The 20,134-nt window shown below is 35.7% G+C and carries 13 protein-coding genes; 4 read left to right on the top strand and 9 right to left on the bottom strand.

The genetic code is table 11. From position 1 onward, the window contains the following. Nucleotides 1-74 precede the first annotated feature (74 nt). From ASG22_RS05210 to hutI, 3 genes are all read right to left on the bottom strand, one after another. Entirely contained in the window at nucleotides 75-1,367 is a 1,293-nt protein-coding gene (locus ASG22_RS05210) for an aldehyde dehydrogenase family protein (RefSeq protein WP_055981626.1), read from the bottom strand. Between the two features lie 137 nt (nucleotides 1,368-1,504). Then, nucleotides 1,505-2,425: a formimidoylglutamase gene (gene hutG, locus ASG22_RS05205; protein ID WP_055981623.1), complete on the bottom strand. Its 921-nt coding sequence runs from the start codon at nucleotides 2,423-2,425 to the stop codon at nucleotides 1,505-1,507. A gap of 51 nt (nucleotides 2,426-2,476) precedes the next feature. Further along, nucleotides 2,477-3,700, bottom strand: a complete 1,224-nt coding sequence (gene hutI / locus ASG22_RS05200) for an imidazolonepropionase (protein WP_055981620.1) — start codon at nucleotides 3,698-3,700, stop codon at nucleotides 2,477-2,479. Nucleotides 3,701-3,930: 230 nt separating this feature from the next. On the opposite strand from hutI, the gene ruvB reads away from it, so the two are divergent. From ruvB to coaE, 3 genes are read left to right on the top strand one after another with little or no spacing between them, the layout of a single operon-like run. Beyond that, nucleotides 3,931-4,953 carry a Holliday junction branch migration DNA helicase RuvB gene (gene ruvB, locus ASG22_RS05195; RefSeq protein ID WP_055981617.1) on the top strand — a complete coding sequence of 341 codons (1,023 nt, stop codon included), beginning with the start codon at nucleotides 3,931-3,933 and terminating at the stop codon, nucleotides 4,951-4,953. 56 nt (nucleotides 4,954-5,009) lie between these two features. Continuing rightward, complete coding sequence (locus ASG22_RS05190; protein WP_055981614.1) at nucleotides 5,010-5,876, top strand: MBL fold metallo-hydrolase; 867 nt, start codon at nucleotides 5,010-5,012, stop codon at nucleotides 5,874-5,876. 8 nt (nucleotides 5,877-5,884) lie between these two features. Beyond that, nucleotides 5,885-6,520, top strand: a complete 636-nt coding sequence (gene coaE, locus ASG22_RS05185) for a dephospho-CoA kinase (protein WP_055981612.1) — start codon at nucleotides 5,885-5,887, stop codon at nucleotides 6,518-6,520. 109 nt (nucleotides 6,521-6,629) lie between these two features. On the opposite strand, the gene ASG22_RS05180 is transcribed toward coaE, so the two are convergent. The 4 genes from ASG22_RS05180 to ASG22_RS05165 form a co-directional block, all read right to left on the bottom strand. Continuing rightward, complete coding sequence (locus ASG22_RS05180; protein ID WP_055981609.1) at nucleotides 6,630-10,337, bottom strand: fibronectin type III domain-containing protein; 3,708 nt, start codon at nucleotides 10,335-10,337, stop codon at nucleotides 6,630-6,632. A gap of 561 nt (nucleotides 10,338-10,898) precedes the next feature. Continuing rightward, on the bottom strand, nucleotides 10,899-13,937 hold the full coding sequence (locus ASG22_RS05175) for a reprolysin-like metallopeptidase (protein ID WP_055981608.1): 3,039 nt from the start codon (nucleotides 13,935-13,937) through the stop codon (nucleotides 10,899-10,901). Nucleotides 13,938-14,099: 162 nt separating this feature from the next. After that, on the bottom strand, nucleotides 14,100-16,142 hold the full coding sequence (locus ASG22_RS05170) for a M43 family zinc metalloprotease (RefSeq protein WP_055981604.1): 2,043 nt from the start codon (nucleotides 16,140-16,142) through the stop codon (nucleotides 14,100-14,102). A gap of 209 nt (nucleotides 16,143-16,351) precedes the next feature. Beyond that, a complete protein-coding gene (locus ASG22_RS05165) occupies nucleotides 16,352-18,424 on the bottom strand; it encodes a M43 family zinc metalloprotease (protein ID WP_055981602.1) in 2,073 nt (690 codons plus the stop codon). A gap of 96 nt (nucleotides 18,425-18,520) precedes the next feature. Between ASG22_RS05165 and ASG22_RS05160 the strand changes: the two genes are divergently transcribed. Continuing rightward, nucleotides 18,521-19,009: a hypothetical protein gene (locus ASG22_RS05160; protein ID WP_055981599.1), complete on the top strand. Its 489-nt coding sequence runs from the start codon at nucleotides 18,521-18,523 to the stop codon at nucleotides 19,007-19,009. Here ASG22_RS05160 and ASG22_RS05155 read toward each other — a convergent pair. Continuing rightward, nucleotides 19,006-19,665 carry a DUF6048 family protein gene (locus ASG22_RS05155; protein WP_055981596.1) on the bottom strand — a complete coding sequence of 220 codons (660 nt, stop codon included), beginning with the start codon at nucleotides 19,663-19,665 and terminating at the stop codon, nucleotides 19,006-19,008. The two genes, ASG22_RS05160 and ASG22_RS05155, sit on opposite strands and share 4 nt — an antisense overlap. Next, on the bottom strand, nucleotides 19,631-20,113 hold the full coding sequence (locus tag ASG22_RS05150) for a DUF6452 family protein (RefSeq protein WP_055981593.1): 483 nt from the start codon (nucleotides 20,111-20,113) through the stop codon (nucleotides 19,631-19,633). The genes ASG22_RS05155 and ASG22_RS05150 overlap by 35 nt, the downstream gene beginning before the upstream one ends. Between the last annotated feature and the right edge of the window lie 21 nt (nucleotides 20,114-20,134).

Below are 20,134 nucleotides of genomic sequence, written 5' to 3'. Positions count from 1 at the left end.
AACCAGCATTATTCTTTATAAAATAGAAACTCCCGAATATTTCGGGAGTTTTTTATGTCTGAATTTTATTTTAATTAATTTCCAACAATAGTTTTGGCCGTCACAAACTCCTTTAATGCCAATAAAGAAAGTTCTGTACCATAACCTGAAGCTTTGCTGCCACCAAATGGAAAACGTGGATCCGAACTGGTCATTCTGTTGATATTTACAGTTCCAGATTCAAGGTTTTCGATGAAAAATAACTGACGATCTTTGTTTTTAGTCCAAACAGAATTGGAAAGTCCAAAAGGAATATCATTGGCAATTTTCAATACCTCCTCATCATTTTTAGCAGTCATAATCATTCCCAGAGGTCCGAAAAGTTCTTCCTGTAAAATAGGATTTCCTTCTTTTACACGAATTAAACCAGGTTTAAATTCTGTTTCCGAGATTCTTTCCAAAGGAATAATAATTTCTGCTCCGTTTTCCAAAGCTCTGGTAAACTGTGCCTCAAGCTCATCGGCTAAGTCGGGTCTTGCCATTCCTGCCAATTTAGTTTCTTTGTTTAAAGGATCACCAACTTCATATTTTTTATACTCTTCAATAAATTTAGGTAAAAATTGATCTTCAATTTTCTCATCAATGATAAATCTTTTGGCTGCAGTACAAGTTTGTCCGCAATTTTGAAGCCTAGATTTTACTCCCGATTTTACCGCTTCGTCCAAATCAGCATCTTCAAAAATAATAAATGCATCACTTCCCCCTAATTCAAGTAAAGATTTTTTGATATTTAAACCCGCAATTGATGCTACTTCTCCTCCGGCTTTTCCGCTTCCTGTAAGGCTTACACCCTTTACAACATCATGCTCAAGAATTTCCTTCACATCTTTATGTCCAACTTCAAGATTCTGAAAAATTCCTTCCGGAAAACCAGCTTCCAAAAGAACATCCACAATAGCGTTACCACTTCCAAAACAAATTGAAGCGTGTTTTAAAACAACCGTATTTCCAGCCAAAATCGCAGGAACGGCAAATCTCAATACCTGCCAGAAAGGGAAATTCCATGGCATTACTCCTAAAATTACACCTTTTGGAACATAATGAACTTCAGAATAAGCAAATTCGGAATCAACTTTTTCAGGCTTTAAAATATTTTCAGCATCCGCATAATAATTCATCATTAAAGCACATTTTTCTACCTCTGCAATCGATTCAGAAATGGGTTTATTCATTTCCTTCGTAATGATTGTTCCAAACTTTTCAGATTGAGTTTTTAAAATTCCTGCTGCTTTTGCAATAAGTTTTTGTTTTTCTTCGAACGGTACTTTTCTCCATTCTGAAAATGCCTTATCTGCTTTGATAAGTTTATTTTCAATTGATTGTTCCATACTATAATTTCTGTTTGAAATTCAAAATATTGAATTTATGATTGCTTTATATAAAGCATTTTGAGAGATACAAAATTAGTTACTTTATATGAAATAAAATAATGATTTTCTCTATCGCAAATTTAGGATTTTCTTTCTTAAACGATAAACCATTCATTGACAAGGCAAGCTGCTAATCTTGCCGTTCTTTCCTGAATATCAAAAACCGGATTTACCTCTGCCACATCAAGCGCAATGAGCTTTTCATTTTTTAAAATATGACGATAAAAATGCATAAATGTCGCATCTGCAAAAATCCCATTGTATGCTGAAGCCGAGACTCCGGGAGCAATGGAAGCATTAAAAACATCCGAACAAATTGTAAGATAAGCAAAATCAACTGACTCCAAAAGATCATTAATACGCTGATAAATTGAGGGAAGATTTTCAAAAAAAAGTTCGTCGGCAAGAATGTATTTCATTCCATATTGGTGGGCAGTATCAAATAATTTCAATGTGTTAGAATTTCGCTGAATCCCGATATGTAACGAATTAATTTCACCTTCCTGAGCAATTTGCCAGAATCCTGTTCCAGAACTTGCTCCTACTCCCTCTTCGGGTTGTCTGTTGTCGAAGTGTGCATCAATATTAATAATTCCTATTTTCTGTTCCGGAAAAGCCGTTTTTACCCCTAAATAGTGAGCGTAAGTCACTTCATGTCCGCCACCCAAAACGAGTGATTTTCCTCCTTTCAGTAAAACTTTGGAAATACTTTTGGCAAGATGATTCTGAGTGTTTTCAAGATTCCCATCATCGCAGGTAACATTTCCAAAATCAAGCAATGAAAAATCAGGACGAATTACGGGAAAATTAGACATATTTTTTCGGATAATATCCGGAGCATCTTTTGCACCTTGCCTTCCTCTATTCCTCCGAACACCTTCATCCACCGCAAATCCGTGTAAAACGAAATCATTAGTTGAAATCAAATCGTAATTACTTTCTTCCTTTACTCTTTGAAATAGTCTATGGTAAAGAAGTTCTTCACCGTCTAATCTTCCCTGCCAGATATTGTTCATATTAATTTAATTTGTCTTAATTTTTTGTGTGTTTAGTGTCTTTAAATATTGTTACATTTTAACTCCATCAATATAAACATTCTCTGCCTTCAAGCTCCCTTGATTATAAAGAATATTCTGAAAATTATTGGTTCTATAAGTTACAAAATCTGCTTTTAATCCTTCCATTAATTTTCCTCTGTCCTCCAAATTAAGTGCGAAAGCAGAACGGAAAGTTATTCCTGCCAACACCTCAGCCGTTGTCAGTTTTTCAAATGTTGCCAAAATCGAAGCCTGAGTAATCAGATTTCCCATCGGTGCAGAACCAGGATTCCAGTCGCTTGCGATAGCAACGATAGCTCCTGCATCCAATAATTTTCTTGCCGGAGTAAATTTTTCTCCTAACCCTAAACTAGCGCCTGGTAAAGCCGTTGCAACGGTTTCTGATGTTGCTAAAAACTCAATATCTTCATCAATCGTTGCTTCTAAATGATCCGCTGACTTTGCACCCACCTCAACGGCAATTCTTGAGCTTCCCGGTGTGAATTGGTCTGCATGAACCGTAATTTCAAAATCCAAGTCTTTAGTTTTAAGCAAAAACTCTTTGCTTTCTTCAGGCTGAAACGCTGACTTTTCAATAAAAATGTCTACACGTTTTGCAAGGCCTTCTTCTTTTACTTTTGGTAAAATTTCAGTTAAAATATATTGTAAGTATTCTTTATTGCTTCCTTCAAAATCTCTTGGCTTCAAATGAGCAGAAAGACAGGTCGGAACTAAAGTCGCTTTTGTCTGCCCCTGAGCTTTTTTAATGATTCTAAGCATTTTCAACTCATTTTCAACGTCTAATCCATAACCACTTTTTACTTCTATCGTTGTAATTCCAAGAGAAATTAGAAAATTGATTCTTTCCAATAAAGTTTGCAACAATTCTTTTTCCGAAGAACTTCTCGTATGCTGAACTGAACTCCAGATTCCACCTCCACTTTCCGCTATTTCAAGGTAGGTTTTCCCCGCATTTCGCATTGCAAAATCATTCGCTCGGTTTCCACCAAAACAAATATGCGTGTGAGAATCTACGAAAGCTGGAAGCAAAACCTGTTCACCTTCAATGGCTTCGATTTCTATATCTTGATTTTCAGATTTTAATATTTCAAAATTTCCAACTTGCTGAATTTTATCATTATTGACTATAATTCCGCCATCAACAATAATTTCAAGTTGATCATCAGAAAGTTTTCCTCTTAACGGAAGATTGGCAAGGGTTACGACTTGCCTGAAAGGACCAATTAATTTCATTTATTTAGTTTAAAGCTAAAATTCAGATAAAAACAAAGCTACATTTGATATTTTATTTACTTTACAAAGAACCTCAATATCATTATGAGCTAAGAATTTTTATCTTTAAAATTTTCTCTCTCAAAAATACTTAAAATATCTGTCGCGCTCAAATCTTAATTTTTTACTATCTCTCGGTCTTTAAATCTTAACCTAAATTCATTATCTTTACAGTAAATGAAATTGAATTAATGCCTGATTTTTTACATCCAGACAAAGACAATTATTCCCATGACGAGCTCATACAGGAAGAACAGATTCGTCCGCAGAGCTTTAAAGATTTTGCAGGACAGAGAAAAACTTTAGAAAATCTAGAGGTATTTGTAACTGCTGCCAAGAAACGTGGTGGCGCGCTTGATCATGTTTTACTGCATGGTCCACCCGGTTTGGGTAAAACAACTTTAGCGAATATTATTGCGAATGAGCTTGATGTGAACTGTAAAATTACATCCGGTCCTGTATTGGATAAGCCCGGAAGTTTAGCCGGATTATTAACCAATCTGGAAGAAAATGACGTGCTTTTCATTGATGAAATTCACCGACTTTCTCCCGTTGTGGAAGAATATCTATATTCTGCAATGGAGGATTATAAAATCGATATTATGTTAGAAACCGGTCCGAATGCAAGAAGTGTTCAGATTGGTCTGAATCCTTTTACCTTGGTTGGTGCAACAACAAGAAGCGGAATGCTGACCAAGCCAATGTTGGCAAGGTTCGGGATCCAAAGCAGATTGGAATATTATACCATTGAATTATTATCCATGATCATCATCAGAAGCGCAAGGGTTTTAGGGGTGAAAATATATGAAGACGCAGCGATTGAAATTGCAAGAAGAAGCCGTGGAACACCCAGAATTGCCAATGCACTTCTAAGAAGAGTCCGTGATTTCGCTGAGATAAAAGGGAATGGCGAAATTGAGATCAACATTACAAAATATGCTTTAAATTCATTAAATGTTGATGAATTTGGATTGGATGAAATGGACAACAAAATTATGCGTGTTATGATTGAAAACTTCAAAGGAAAACCTGTGGGAATTTCGGCGTTGGCAACATCTATTGCAGAAAATCCTGAAACGCTGGAAGAAGTTTATGAACCGTTTTTAATTCAGGAAGGATTTATCATCCGGACGCCAAGAGGTCGTGAAGTTACCGATAAAGCTTATAAGCATTTAAATATTGCTATTCCGAGAAATCCGGGAGAACTATTTTAGATTCATCTCAATGTAATTAAACTAATAAACAAATTATACATTAAACTTAATATTATATGAAATTATATCCAATACAATGTGGAAAATTTAAACTGGATGGCGGTGCCATGTTCGGAGTCGTCCCAAAGAGTTTGTGGGAAAAAACTAATCCTGCAGACGAAAAAAATCTAATCGAATTGGGAACCCGCTCCCTTCTTGTGGAAGACGGAAAAAAATTAATCTTAATTGATTGCGGTCTTGGAAACAAACAGGACGATAAATTCTTCGGACATTATTCGCTTTGGGGAGACGATAATTTAGATAAAAACTTAAAAAAATACGGTTTTGTAAGGGAAGATATTACTGATGTTTTCCTGACTCACCTTCACTTTGACCACTGTGGTGGCGCGATTGAATGGAACGACGACAAAATTGGTTACAGACCGGCATTCAAAAATGCACAGTTCTGGACCAATGAAAACCATTGGCAATGGGCAACAGAACCGAATGCACGAGAAAAAGCAAGTTTTTTAAAAGAAAATATTATCCCGATACAGGAAAGTGGACAGTTGAACTTTTTACCACTTCCGACAAACGGAAATTATGGTTTTGCTCCGGATTTAAAAATGGATGTAATATTTGTTGACGGGCATACGGAAAAACAAATGCTTCCCGTTCTTCAATATCAGGATAAAACGATTGTTTTTGCTGCCGATTTAATTCCTACTGCAGGACATATTCCTCAGGTTTATGTGATGGGCTATGATACAAGACCTCTTTTAACATTGGAAGAAAAAGGAAAATTCCTGAAACAATGTGTAGATAATGAATATCTGTTATTCTTTGAACATGATGCTCACAACGAATTGGCAAGTCTGAAAATGACCGAAAAAGGAGTAAGATTGGATGAAACGTTTAGTTTTAATGATGTTTTTGGATATTAATTTTGAATATGGAAGAATTACATTCAGAGACACAGAAAGCAGAGCCTGATCCGTTATCTGCACCCAAAATCATTGGGTTAACAGGCGGAATCGGTTCGGGGAAAACAACCGTTGCCAAATTTATTGAGGAGTTCGGATTTCCTGTATATTATTCGGATGACAGAGCGAAAGATATTGTAAACGACAATGAAGATCTAAAGGTAAAAATAAAGGAACTTTTAGGGGATGAGGCTTATGATAAAAATGGTCTTTACAACAGAAAATTCGTAGCCGAAAAGGTTTTTAATGATAAAGATTTACTTCATCAATTAAATGAAATTATTCATCCCGCAGTGCGCATTGATTTTGAAAATTGGGTAAAAAAGCAAACCAAATATTTAGTCTTTAAAGAAACAGCTTTACTGTTTGAACTCAAATTAAATAAAGAATGTTATAAATCTGTTTTAGTCACTGCTGAAGACAATATCAGAACCAAAAGAGTCATGGATAGGGACAACAAAACCTATCGGGAAGTAGAAGCTGTTATGGAAAAACAAATGCCCGAAAAAGATAAGATAAAACTTGCCGACTGCATCATCTATAATAATACAATTTTAGAAGATTTAAAAGAACAAACGGAAAAAGTAATCTTCGACATCGAATAAAAATTTCAACTCGTTAGATCTATCTGGCGAGTTTTTTTATGCAATTTTATTCCAAAAAAAATCGGCTTTCATTTCTGAGAGCCGATTTTCAATTGATTAATATTAAATATTATTCTTTGATAAATTTCTTCTGAACGGTTGTTGCGTCACCATCCTGAATGTCTATTACATAAACTCCATTTATCAATGCGTGTACATCTATTTTATTGTTTAAGATAATACCATTTGATACCAACTGTCCTCCTGAGTTGTAGATCTTATAATTAGCTTTTTTACTAATATTTTTCACATACAATACTGTACTTACCGGATTCGGATAAATTAAGATATCCGTCTGGTTAAGAACATTAGGAATTGGTGTCTTAGAAATTCTTACGGTATAATCCTCTACTTCACCATTCGGGAAGTTTGTACAGTTCACAGGGATACCGTCTTTTTCCATAGCCACTCTCATTACGACATATTTGAAGTCTGTTAAGCTAATGAATGCGTCTGACGGTACTGTAAATGTTCCGCTTACCGTAGGATCTGAATTTGGAGCTACAGCCATGATTCTTTCGTTGATATCGAAATACCCATTTCTGTTGAAGTCGATCCAAACTGCAATTCCCGCTTTGGTTCCTCCTCCCAATTTTTTATCGATCGTAATTTGGTTGTTTGCAGAACCTTGTACTAATTCAATATAAGCAGCTGGAACACCTGTAAAGTCCGAATAATTTGAAGCAAGAGAAATATTCTCCATCTTATTTTTACCAGTTGGTGTTACCGTCACTTTTGAAATATATTCCGTAGCCGATGTAGTAGAAGACATTTGACAGTATACTACTGTAGGCGTTGTGAAGAAATATGGTAATGTATAATTTCCAGGAGTTCCTCCACACATATTGGCTACCTGCATTTCGTATTGAGTCAATTCTAAAAGACCCGTTAATGTATACGTATTTGTAGAAACTGTAACCGTTGTCCAGCTCGGAATACCTACTTTTCTATATCTAAGAATATAACCCGTTGCAGCAGGTAATGAAGCCCATGTAACTTCTGCCGTTGTTGGAGTGATATTTACAATCGTAAGTCCCGGAGGAGCAATATCACAAGTTCTGTCTGTTACAAATACTTTAGGATTAGACCATGGGTTTAATGTAGTATCGGCATCACACATATTAGCAACTTCTACATCATACGAAGTATAAACACTAAGACCTGATAATAAGTAAGAGTTTCCTGAACCTACCGGTACCGCAATAGGAGCTCCCCATCCTGCAGTTCCACTTCCTGTAAGTCTGTATCTGATGTAGTAATGTGAGGCTGCAGCTACCGGAGACCAGCTGATTAAAGCTGAAGTAGTGCCAATATTAGTAACCGTTACATTTGGAGGTGTAGGATCACATTTAGTGGTAAATACTACCGGAGTCGCCGGACCTTCATTCGTATTACAAACAGCAACTACTTTAACTTCATAAATCGTAGCAGGATCTAAAGCTGGCATCACATAACTGTTGGTAGGCGGAGCCAATACGGCAGATGAAAATGCCCATGGTGTAGTTCCTTGTTTTCTCCAATATACTTTGTAACTAAGATTATCCGGAGATTGTGTCCAATGTACTGTTCCGGCAACATGGCTGATAGCGTCTACATACACATTGGTAGGTGCTACAGTAGAACAAGGTCTGATAATAAACGTAAAGTCTACATAATTCCCCCAAGCTGCAGGTCCACAAGGAGTCATAGTACCAATATAAGATGCTCCAAATCTTGCTCTATAAGAACCAGAAGCATGACCTACGGAACTAATGGGTACATTGGTTGCCGAAGCAACATAACCTCCTGAAAAATATACTTCCTCAGTTACAGGATCAAATATCATATCATTATTCCAATCTATCCAGATATAATAATAATATGTACTCGTTCCAGCATTCATAGTAACATCTACCGAATTTCCTGGCAATACAGAGAAGCTCGTAGCCGGGCTATTTACATATGCACTATATGTATTAGCCGTATATGCAAGATTGGTAAATCCACCTGTAGATGTAATAGTTTTTAAGTAATACGATGTTGAGGATGAACCTCCTGTAGGTGCACAATAATTGGTGTAAACCGTTCGCGGACCAGACCAGTAACTAAGATCAGAACCAACACATCTTGCTCGTACCCAAACATAATATGTTGTGCTAGGCGTTAATCCAGATATTATCTGACTTGGTCCTGTTACCCCTGTATATTGAGGAATAGTTCCTGCAACAGGAGCAACACCTGTTGTATTATAATAAACGTCATAACCACCTGCAGGAGCCGGAGTAGGAACCGTCCATTGAATTGTTGTACTTGTCGTTGTTGTATTTGAAATTGCCAAACCTGTAGGTGGCAAACATGTAGGAGGAGCAACTACAGACAAAGTAAAATCTACATAATTCCCCCAAGCTCCAGGTCCACAAGCTGTAACTGAACCAATATAAGATGTCGATGTACGAACTTTATAATTACCCAATGCCTGCCCAGCCGGTATAGCAATATTTGCTGTTGCTGTTGCAGTATAAGTAGTTGTCGCTATAATCGTTTCACCCGGATCATTAAAATCTAAGTCATTATTCCAATCAACCCATACATAGTAATAATATGTACCTCCACCACCTGAAGCCAAATTTGCAGTTACTGTAAATCCTGGAGAGCTCATTGCAACTCCTGGTGAATTTACATACGCTTGGTATGATGAAGCTGTATAAGCAAGGTTTGTCCATCCTCCGGTTGTCGTAATATTATTTAAATAATAACTCGTTGATGAACTACCCCCTGTAGGAATACAATGTCCAGTATAAACATTAATTGGTCCTACTAATGCACTCTGATCTGTTGAACTACATTTTGCTTTAATCCATACATAATATGCTGTACTTGGAGTCAGTCCCGGAATTGTATAACTTGTAGCTGTACCCGCAATACCCGTAATTTGTGGAGTAGCTGGTGGAGTTGTTGTTGTACTATAATAGATATCATACCCATTTGCCGGAGGTGTAGACGGTGTGGCCCAGCTCACGGAAGCACTGTTAATAGTCATTCCTGTAGAAACAAAACCAGACGGACCAAAGCAAGATGGCGGAGTCCAAGTATAGGTAAGCCCATTCGTAGGTGTTCCAGGAGTAGTACCTGTAGTATTAAATGCCTGTGTACTTGCATTTCCCGTTCCTGCTGTTGAACTTGTAAATAATACAGATGTAGAATTAAGTCGGTTATTATAATCAGCATTGGTAGCTCCTCTTAAACCAACTTGTATTGTATTGCTTATAGAGCTAGTTCCCGCTAAATATGATCCACTTTTATAAACTACAGCAATAGTATTTGTAGTTTCTCTAAGTCTCACTTGAAATGATAGTGTATATACATTAGTAGTAGACGTAGTGTAAGAAGGTCTGAAATCTTTCCACTGTATTACAATTTCTCTGTTAGGGGCAGTCCCTACAACAGCCCAACTGATAATACCAGTTGTTGATGCAATGTTAAAAACAGTATTAAGATCTCTTCCCCAAGCAGATACTGCGCCCGCATACGTTTCTGTACCCGAAATCGGGCTGTAAGTAGCCGTTCCTGGTGCAGTGGCACCAAAAGTAATAAAACCGTTGGTAGAAACATTTATAGAAGTATAATTACTCCCGTTAAATGAAAAACCAAAAGGAAGAGTTACAGGATAAACAGCATTATCTAATGAAGCAGCACCCGTATTTCCAGTCGCAGTTGCTATTACATTCGCAGTAGCCGGCAGATCTGTATAAGTTCCCGAAGACTGTGCAAAACTGTAGGCACTTACTTGTGCATTCATTATTAATGAAAGCGTAAAGAAAAAAAATAGTAAAATTTTCCTCATATTATTAAATATTAAATCCTTTATGGATATGAAAGTTATATGTTTTAATTAAAGAGTTACTTTTTGAATTTATACATATAAAAAAAGTAGAATTGTTAGAAAGTTGGAAATAGTAAAAAATCTTGTCATAGGCTATATTATTTTTATGTTAACTACAAATCTAATGATTTTTATTTATTAATATATAACCTTAAGTATTTTTTTTATACAAATTTCACAACAATATAAAACAAGTATTTAACATTTAAGAATAAAGGACTCAATTCTTAATTATCTCTTTATTTAAAGGGTTTTTAACACTTTTAACAGGAATTTAAAAACTATTAAAAAAAGCTTAATGTAATTATTATTCATCAAATCCTTGTAGATAATACATAAACCTCATGTATTTAACTCCACAATTCGGTATCAATATATCGTCAGTTCAAAATATTTTTTAGTGAAATGAAATTATATTAAAGCAAAAAAATCCTCAGGTAAAACCTGAGGATTCATATTATTAAAATTATACCTTAATTACTTTTTGATGAATTTAGAATTGAATGATTCTTTTCCTTTTTCTTCGATTGTAATTACATATGCACCTTTTACTAATTCAGAAACGTTGATTTGTCCGTTGCTGATGTTTCCTGATTTCACTAACTGACCAGCAGCACTATAAACCTTATAAGTTGCTTTATCTGAAACTTTAGTTACATTTAAAACATCAGATACCGGATTTGGATAAATCTGAATTCCGTCTTTAGGATTTGCTACATCGCTTGTTGATAACTGTGTAGCAGTTATAATAACATTATAGTCTTCCGCTTCACCATAGCTAAATGTACCACAACCCGTATAACTAGAATTTAATGAAAATCCAACTTGAGATGCTCCTGTTGAACCAAATTGGCCTGCGTAATACAATATTACTCTCATTCTTAAAGGCTGATTGGTAACAGCTGACGCCGGTACAGTAAAGTTTCCAGAAATAGGACCTGTTGGAAGATTAATAGGATAATTAAATACTCTCTCATTTGAATCAAAAACCCCATTATTATTGTAATCAATAAACGCAAGTGCTGTATCATAATCTGGGTTAGTAATTGTCATTGAAAATGTATAAGGTGTATTTAAAACCAAGTTTGGCTGTAGCGCTGTATTTGTTGTATAGTTGCTATAGTTAGAAGGTCCACTAGGGTTATTCAACAAAGTTAATGCTCCGTTAGTAATTTTTACATTCGAGATATATTCGTATTGGGGAGTATTATTAGCACTAATTGCACAATAAGTAAGTGCTTGTGTAGAGAAAATCACGCTATTAGAAAATTGACCTTGAGTTCCACAAACCGAAGATACCTGTACTTCATAAGTTGAACTAGCAGCAAGCCCTGTAATATTTACAGAAGTAGTTGTAGAAGTTGTCTCCTGCCATGTATTATCAGTTGTTTTCTTGTATCTGATAACATACGATGTCGCTCCAGTAACCGGCGCCCAGTTAGCTGTTGCCGTCATCGTGGCAATATTGGATACATATACTCCACTTACAGCAGCTCCACAAGCAACCTGAGTAGTTAACATCATTTTCTTCAGGGCGTAAAATACATTTCCTATAGAAGAAACTCTAACCACTACAAACTGTCCGCTAAGTGAAGCAGGAATATTTATAACCTCAGAACCGTCATTTGGCGTACTTGCTGATAATACAGTCCACGTAACTCCGTTATCAGTAGAATAATCTATCATAACATTTGGAGAGTTGTAAGGTGCAGCAGTGGTTGCAGCAACATCCCAAGTTAATGTGTTTGTAACGTTTGTATATAAATAGCCACCAGCATTAGATATTCTAAATGGTCCGTCTGCTCCTACTGTAATATTTTGTTCAGCATATTGAGTCTGCTGTTGATCTACAGCTGGATTATTATCTCTTACAGTCACCGCAAATTTAGAACTTCTTGCCACTTGTGAAGTTGACTCCCATGTGCTTAAAGAATTATCCAGTGCTCCAGCTAAAACTGATGATAATTTGGGGAAATATCTTGTAGGGCTCGTTGTAGGGCTAAAAGATCTGAATGAAGCTCCATAGGTTGTAGTACCAATATTTGTACTGTTAATAGTCTGAGCAGCTGTCATTCCACTATCAACCTGCTCCCAAGCATAAGTCATAGGATTATTTTCAGGATCTGTTGCAGATGCTGTCAAAACAAATGCAGTTCCTTTAGGAATCGTATAAGATGGTAACGCAGCAATTACAGGTGGATTATTATTTGTTGTTGCTTCAACATCACAAGTTTTTGCAATAAGATTAGCCTGAACCTGATTAATACTTACAGCATGAAAATAAGCATCTGAATTTGCCTGAACATCTGTAGCAGGACCTCCGGTAATACCAGCATATCCCATAATTGTTGATCCGGAACCTGGCTCTACATTCACACCAGCACCTTCAATAGCATGAGAGAATGTGTGATTAGCCCCAAGCTGGTGACCAATCTCATGAGCCACGTAATCAATATCGAATTTATCTCCTGAAGGATTACCGTCTGCCGGAGAAGTAAATCCTGATCCTTTCTGTTTAGAAAGAGAAGTTGCAGGATCTCCTGTTGGGTTAATACAAACACAGCCTATACAGCCCGCGTTTCCACCACCTCCTGAATCTCCGAATAAATGCCCGATATCATAATTGGCATTTCCTACATTCGTAGTTAATGTTCTCTGAAGCTGAACATTCCAACCAGTGGCATTATTTGCATTAGCAGCTGCCGTTCCAACATTCGAATTAGAATAAGGATCGGTAGCAGCATTAAGATAAATAACACCCGGAAAGTTTTGTAGGTTTAAGTGAAGTGCAAAATCTTTTTCAAAAACACCATTCACTCTAGTTAAAGTTGCATTCACCTGTGCTAAAGCTCCAGCAACAGTTCCTCCGAACTTTTGTGAATATTCTCCGGTAACAGATACTGCCAGTCTCATTGTTCTGTACTTTCTGTCAGACATTTTTGAGAAATCGGTAGGCTGATTGCTAAATGATTTTCCTTTTTCAAGCAATGCATCGATCTGTTGCTTCACTTCAGGACTTTCATTTGTATCACAAACAAAACTTTTTCCACCAGTAGGATTAGATTTTGCATGAACGGTATAAATTGTTTTATCTGATTTTAAAGGCTCTATAAATTCATAATCTCCTCCTCTAATAATCATTGATTGAAAATCATTTGGAGAAAGCGAGAATCTTAAAAATTTAGTAGGATCATCAATACCGACACCTACGTAAGAGCCAAGCTGATACTGATCTGCCAATTCTTTTACAACAACAGGAAAACTGTATACAGCGAATCTTTCCATCTTTCCTCTTAAAGTAGGAAGCAAAATTTCTACAGCCTGAGCGTTTGCCCCAGTTTCCTTAGCATTTTTAAGCTGACTTCTGATTTGATCAATATTAAGCTTATAGTTTTTGTTCTGTTCGAGAGAAATCTCCTTTCCGGATCCTCCTCTCTGAGGCGAAGCCGGCGACCACTGCGCAAAAGCAGTTCCCCCCATAACTCCACACATTAAAAGAGTAATAAGTTTTTTCATTTAAAATTATTAATATAATTAAACAAGCGCTCAAATATAAAGAATTTATACCATACATAATTAACAATAGCTTAATAATTAATTAAAATCCAGATGGCTTATTAATTTAACAAAGAAAAGCCTTAGGAATCCTAAGGCTTATAAAACTTTTTAAATATTTATTTACTTTTTAATGAATTTAATACTTTCAATATTATTTTTATCATTAATGGTAATAATATAAGTTCCTTTTACTAAATCAGCTACTCTTACATGATTATTGTTAATAGTACCTGATTTTACTAACTGGCCAACTGCATTGTGAATATCAAATTTAGCTTTATCTGATACTTTAGTGATATTAAGAACATCATTAGCAGGGTTAGGATAAAGACCAAATGTCTCTTTATTATTCTTTACTTCATTTGTTGCCAATACCTGAGATTTCAGTGTTTTAACTTGTGTACTTGCAAAATAAGACCCCGTTAATAAAGTCGTTCCAGATACAGACTTCATATTATAATATCCTCCGTAAGGATAAAACCCATCTCCAAAAGTATCATTAATTGTAAATGTATAACATTCGTTAGGATTTAATACCCAGTTTTGAGTGATCAATGCAGGCATATTTGGATCAGCGTCAGGATATCCAGCAGTAGGACTACTATAAACTGTAGTTCCTGCACTATTTTTCAAGTTCCAGTTTATTTCGCTACCATATTGATCTAACTGAAGATTGAATACTACATTTGTATCCACTCTTGAAGGAGCACCCAAATAATTTACATTAACATTACTATTTGAAGCTCTTTGGTCAACAGCTCCGTTTACAGAAGTAACATTAATATTCATCCATCCTCCTAAAGAATTTGCATTCATAGGAAGTGTTACAATCGCATATTTATCCTGAGCTAAATTTCCAGTCCAGTTAAAAGTCTGAGAAGCTCCGTTTACAGTATAAGTGATTACAGCAGACGTCATAGGGCTCGTTCCTCTGTTGTAAAGAGAAATTCTTACATTTTGAGCCGCAGTTGTCGCACAGCTTACTGTGGTACAATCTCTTTCTAATTTTATCTCTGCATCATTAGGGAACAATGTAATAGGCAAATCTGCAGTTGAAGTTTTCAACTCCATTCTTCTTGGAGAATTATTCATTACGGCCGTAATCCTATCTTTCTGATTAATAGTGAAGATATTCATACATGTATCATTTGTATAATCCATGTAGTTTTCTATCATATCATTCCCCGGATTAGCAGGACAAGAATCGATTACTACGCAATTATAATTAGGTGCAGCCGCAGCAGGAGTATCAAGACAATAGTCATTATTACTATCTGTTGCATTTACTACACATGATGTGGTATCTCCCCAAATATGTCTTAACCCTAAGTAGTGACCAACCTCATGAGTCATTGTTCTACCTTTATCATAAGTATTAATAAGTAGGAAACTATTATTTGTATCATAATCACGGCTTCCAAACGCAGAGAATCTTGCTACTACTCCATCTGTATAAGCTTCACCTCCGTTAACATTAAGTCCGCCAAGACCTGATCCTGAAGGAAACTGAGCATATCCTAATAAATCAGAACCTGTTGGGAAATTTACACTCCACATATTCATATATTTCGTAGGATCCCAGATTGTTTCAGGTTTTACAAAAGAATTTATCTGTGCTTGAGACCAAGAAGCCTGACAAAGATTTACTCTATCAATACCGTTGGTAGGATTTCCATTTGGATCTACCTTAGCCAATGCAAACTGAATCTGCGTATCTGCTCCTACAACATTTGAATTAAATCCTGGAGTCCCAGCCAATCTACGGAAGTCATTATTCATCACAGTAATCTGAGAGATCACCTGCTCGTCAACAATATTTGGTGCAGCACCATAAGCCTGACCGCTATGGATAACGTGAACAACTACAGGAATTGTAATAATACTTCCATTTTGCGATTTTTCAACTTTTGCATTTTTAATTAAAGGCGCCAACCAAGATTCAAATTGTGCATCATTCATTCTTCCAGGGTATTTAGCCTGAAGATAATTTTCATATTCTACTGTTGCACATCTGTCGAAACCATTTGATTTCGCCAACTCACTTTGAGGTTTATTAACGGTAAATTCAGCGTTTTTATTTCCTTTTTTATTCTGTGCATTAAATCCTGCAGCCAAAAATGAAGTTAAAAATAAGATCGCCTTAAAAGTAGTAGATTTCCTCATCTTATATACATTTATCGATTTTCACAAATATATTATTTTTTAGTTAATCTACAGATAAAAAACACATTAAAATAGATATTTCGTAAAATAAAATTAAAAAACCATATTATATCTGAACTAATTAAAAACACATATTTAATTTCTATATTAAAAAAGAAAAGCTCTGAGTAAATTACTCAGAGCTTTTTGATATTATATATCGAGATATATTATTTCTTAATAAATTTAATACTTTCAGAAATAGTACCATCTTTAATTGTAATGATATAAGTTCCTTTTACTAAATCAGCAACTCTTACCTGATTATTATCAATTGTTCCACCTTTTACAAGCTGGCCAACTGCATTATGAATTTCAAATGTTGCCTTGTTTGAAACTTTAGTGATATTCAGTACATCATTTGCAGGGTTTGGATAAACCGCAAACATTTCTTTTTTCACTTCACTTGTTGACAATACTGGACCTAAACTAAATGCTTTTGATTCTGTTTCTCCAAATAATCCCCCTTGAACAATTAATTGATTTGTTGAAGTTCTCAATTCGTAAGATCCCGGCACCAATCCGTACGGCGGATATTCAAATGATAATCCATCACCTTCAGTATCTTCAATTTTGAATACGTAACAATCATTCAAGTTCAATTGCCAAGATTGGTTGATAAGTGCAGGTGTAAATGAGTTTGTATATGGACCTCCCTCGTAAAGAGTTGTTCCAGCACTGTTTTTAAGGCTCCACTTTGTTTCAGTACCATAGTAATCCAATTGCAATTTGAAGTTAACATTCGTTGTATTGAACGCGCTGTCAAAAGCAGGGTTAACAAAAGATCCTGAAGCAGAATTATTAGTTGCTCTTTGATCTCCACCTCCATTAGCCGTAACAATAGAAGCTGTAACGTTCCCACTAGGTGTAGAAGCCGCTACCGGTACACTAAATGTGCTAAATTTATCCTGAGTTAATTGTCCTGTCCAGTTATATGTCTGAGCGGCACCACCGTTTACAGAATAAGAAATAGTAGCCGAAGTTAAAAGAGAAGTTCCTCTGTTGTAAATTGTTAATTTTAAAGTTGGAGCAACTGTATTTGTAGGACAAGCCGCCATATTATTACATCCTCTTTCAATCTTAATTTCAGCATCTATAGGAAATAGGGCAATTGCCTGTTCAGCAATAGAAGTTTTTAATTGAACTCTTCTTGGAGAGTTGTCCATCACCGCTCTAATTCTCGTTTTTTGATTAAGAGTAAAAATGTTCATACATGCATCCGGAGTATAATCCATATAATTTTGAATCATATCATTACCTGGATCATCTGGACAAGAATCAATTGTTAAGCAGTCATAGTTTGGCGCCGCCGCTGCCGGAGTATCTAAACAATAGTCATTATTACTATCCGTTGCGTTCATAACACACGAATCACTATCTCCCCAGATGTGTCTAAGACCTAACCAGTGACCAACTTCGTGGGTCATTGTTCTCCCTTTATCATATCCTGTATATAATAAGAAAGTACCATCGTCATAAGTGCTGCTTCCAAATGTACCTGCTGCCGCAACAACACCGTCAGTTGTAGCTAACCCTCCGTTTGCATCTAAACCTCCTAATCCAGAGTTTGATGGAAATTGAGCATATCCTAAAGTTTGCAGATCTGCGCCTTCAAAAGCAACCGTCCACATATTAAGATATTTCGTAGTATCCCAAATTGTCTGTGGCTTCACAAATTCATCAATAGCAGCCATTGTCCAGCCTGATCTACACATATTTACACGGTCAATACCATTAGTAGGATTTCCATTAGGATCTACTTTTGCCATTGCGAACTGAATTTCAACATCAGCCCCTACAGGATTAGAATTATATCCCGGTGTATTTAAAGCTTTACGATAGTCGTTATTTAAAACATTAATTTGAGATACTACCTGATTGTCAGTAATATTTGGATAAGCACCCAAATTTTGACCTGCGTGGATAACGTGTACTACAACAGGAATTGTAATAATATTTCCGTTTTGAGACTTGCTCGCAGGATCGGTTTTAGCTTTTTCGATAAGAGGAGCCAGCCAAGATTCAAATTGCTCCTTTGACATTCTGTTTGGAAATTTCCCTTTTAAATAATCTTCATATTCATCACTAGAACATCTGTCATAGCCATTTGATTTTTCCAATTTCACAGATTTCTGAGCTAACGTCTCTTTTTTTACTACTTTATTTGTATTTTGCGCGTTCAAACCTAAAGCACAAAATAATGGCAATAAAAAAGCGACCTTAAAAAAGGTAATTTTTTGCATTTCTTATTTTTTTATAATGATTTGCAAATATATTAGTTTTTACATTATTTCATTAATTAAAAATAACAAAAGATACTAACATTTAGCATTATACAAATGAGAAAACAAATCATTACGTCATTAATCATTCTTGTAAGCTTAAATTTAAGTTGCACTCCTCAACAGAAAACAGAAAAACCAGAAAATAATTTAAATAATTTCCAAAAAAAACATAAAATCGATAAAATAGAACTAAAAGAACAAACAAGAGGTACAAATAGAATAATTACCTTTAATCCCGGCTCAATAAGCACTTCTTTGAATGAAAATATAACAAAATCAGAATTATTATCTTCGGATTGGGAAAATATTGTGAAACAGGTTAATCTAATCGACCTTTCAAAGATCTCAACTTATAAAGCACCTACAACGGGAAGGTATTCTGACAGGGCATTAGCTTCTACCATAATTATTACATCCGACGGGAAAACCTATCAGTCAAGCAGTTTTGATGCAGGAATCCCCCCAAAAGAACTGGAGGGATTGTATAATTTATTACAAAGTAAAACAGGAGGAATGAAAAAATCCAAACCTAAGTTTCGTTAGAACTTATAAGCAAGATTCCAGGCAAAGCCCATATTGAACTTGGAAGAACTTCTTCCAAAACCAGGGATGATCATCGGTTGTATGTCATCCTGTTTTGTTGTATACCCTAAATATCTTGGCTGGAGGTTTACATCAATATAAAAATTAGTATCAAATAGCTGAACTCTTCCGCCTAAAGTAGCCTCTATCCAATATGATGACTGTGTAGATGATGGAAATGCAACTGAAGAGCTACTCCCTCCGAAACCTCGCACCGGAACGGCAAAATATTCCTGAGTATAAAATGATCCTGCTAATTTTCCGCCTGCGTAGAAGCCATTAAATTCATTTTCAGGATCTTTCGCCAACATATAGAAAACTCCCAATTTCAAAAACGGACCGTTCACTTTGGCATCATAGCTGTTCTTTTGATAAACATTAGATTCAAACCCTGCTTCAATAATGCCATGAAGATCACCTTTTACTTTAGATGAAATAAAACCCTGATACATTTTTCTGTCGGAAAAGAAAGAAGCACCTGTATTCAAGACATCAAAACCAACCATAAAATTCGGTTCATATTTCCATTTTTCTTTCTTAGCCTTTTCATCCTTCTGAGCAAAACTCAAAAGACTCATTACACTAAAAAAGAAGGTAAAGATTAGTTTTGTTTTCATTCTCTATAAAGTTTTGTCCGGCTTCTATGCTTTTCACCGGAGTAGTTGTAGTAGGATCTAATACCGAATTGAGGTTTTCGTAATTAATTTTTATTCCGCACCCTGGAGAAACGTAAGATGATTTAGTAGTATAGTTTACCCTTACTTTAGACTCAGCTCCATTAGTTCTCACTTTAAAATAAACATCAGTATAAGGAGAGTTGTCTACTCTCAAAGGAACTACCCTCGATGTAATATTTGTCTGTGCTCCCAGTTGCACTTTTCCGGAACCATAATCTACCGCTACGAAAAGAGAATCTACAGTTCTCTCTTTTCCCGATGCTTCTGTAAGAAAAGAAAATTTCATTCTAGGGGTTCCTTCCCCACTATCACAAATATCATCGTCTCCGCCGCATGAAAACAGTAGACTAATGAAACAGAACGCTATTAGGAATTTAAAATATTTCATTCATTTTAAAATTTGGAATTC

It is taken from the genome of Chryseobacterium sp. Leaf405 (assembly GCF_001425355.1).
GTDB lineage: Bacteria > Bacteroidota > Bacteroidia > Flavobacteriales > Weeksellaceae > Chryseobacterium.
Note: the sequence above shows the minus strand (reverse complement) of the source record. Positions and strands in the feature narration are given on the sequence as shown.

Bases quoted from the DNA above. Each gene is read 5' to 3' on its own strand.
- ASG22_RS05180 (WP_055981609.1), bottom strand. From the start codon at position 10,337: ATGAATGCACAAGTAAGTGCCTACAGTTTTGCACAGTCTTCGGGAACT.
- ASG22_RS05165 (WP_055981602.1), bottom strand. From the start codon at position 18,424: ATGCAAAAAATTACCTTTTTTAAGGTCGCTTTTTTATTGCCATTATTT.
- ASG22_RS05155 (WP_055981596.1), bottom strand. From the start codon at position 19,665: ATGAAAACAAAACTAATCTTTACCTTCTTTTTTAGTGTAATGAGTCTT.
- hutI (WP_055981620.1), bottom strand. From the start codon at position 3,700: ATGAAATTAATTGGTCCTTTCAGGCAAGTCGTAACCCTTGCCAATCTT.
- ASG22_RS05210 (WP_055981626.1), bottom strand. From the start codon at position 1,367: ATGGAACAATCAATTGAAAATAAACTTATCAAAGCAGATAAGGCATTT.
- ruvB (WP_055981617.1), top strand. From the start codon at position 3,931: ATGCCTGATTTTTTACATCCAGACAAAGACAATTATTCCCATGACGAG.
- ASG22_RS05175 (WP_055981608.1), bottom strand. From the start codon at position 13,937: ATGAAAAAACTTATTACTCTTTTAATGTGTGGAGTTATGGGGGGAACT.
- ASG22_RS05160 (WP_055981599.1), top strand. From the start codon at position 18,521: ATGAGAAAACAAATCATTACGTCATTAATCATTCTTGTAAGCTTAAAT.
- ASG22_RS05190 (WP_055981614.1), top strand. From the start codon at position 5,010: ATGAAATTATATCCAATACAATGTGGAAAATTTAAACTGGATGGCGGT.
- coaE (WP_055981612.1), top strand. From the start codon at position 5,885: ATGGAAGAATTACATTCAGAGACACAGAAAGCAGAGCCTGATCCGTTA.
- ASG22_RS05150 (WP_055981593.1), bottom strand. From the start codon at position 20,113: ATGAAATATTTTAAATTCCTAATAGCGTTCTGTTTCATTAGTCTACTG.
- hutG (WP_055981623.1), bottom strand. From the start codon at position 2,425: ATGAACAATATCTGGCAGGGAAGATTAGACGGTGAAGAACTTCTTTAC.
- ASG22_RS05170 (WP_055981604.1), bottom strand. From the start codon at position 16,142: ATGAGGAAATCTACTACTTTTAAGGCGATCTTATTTTTAACTTCATTT.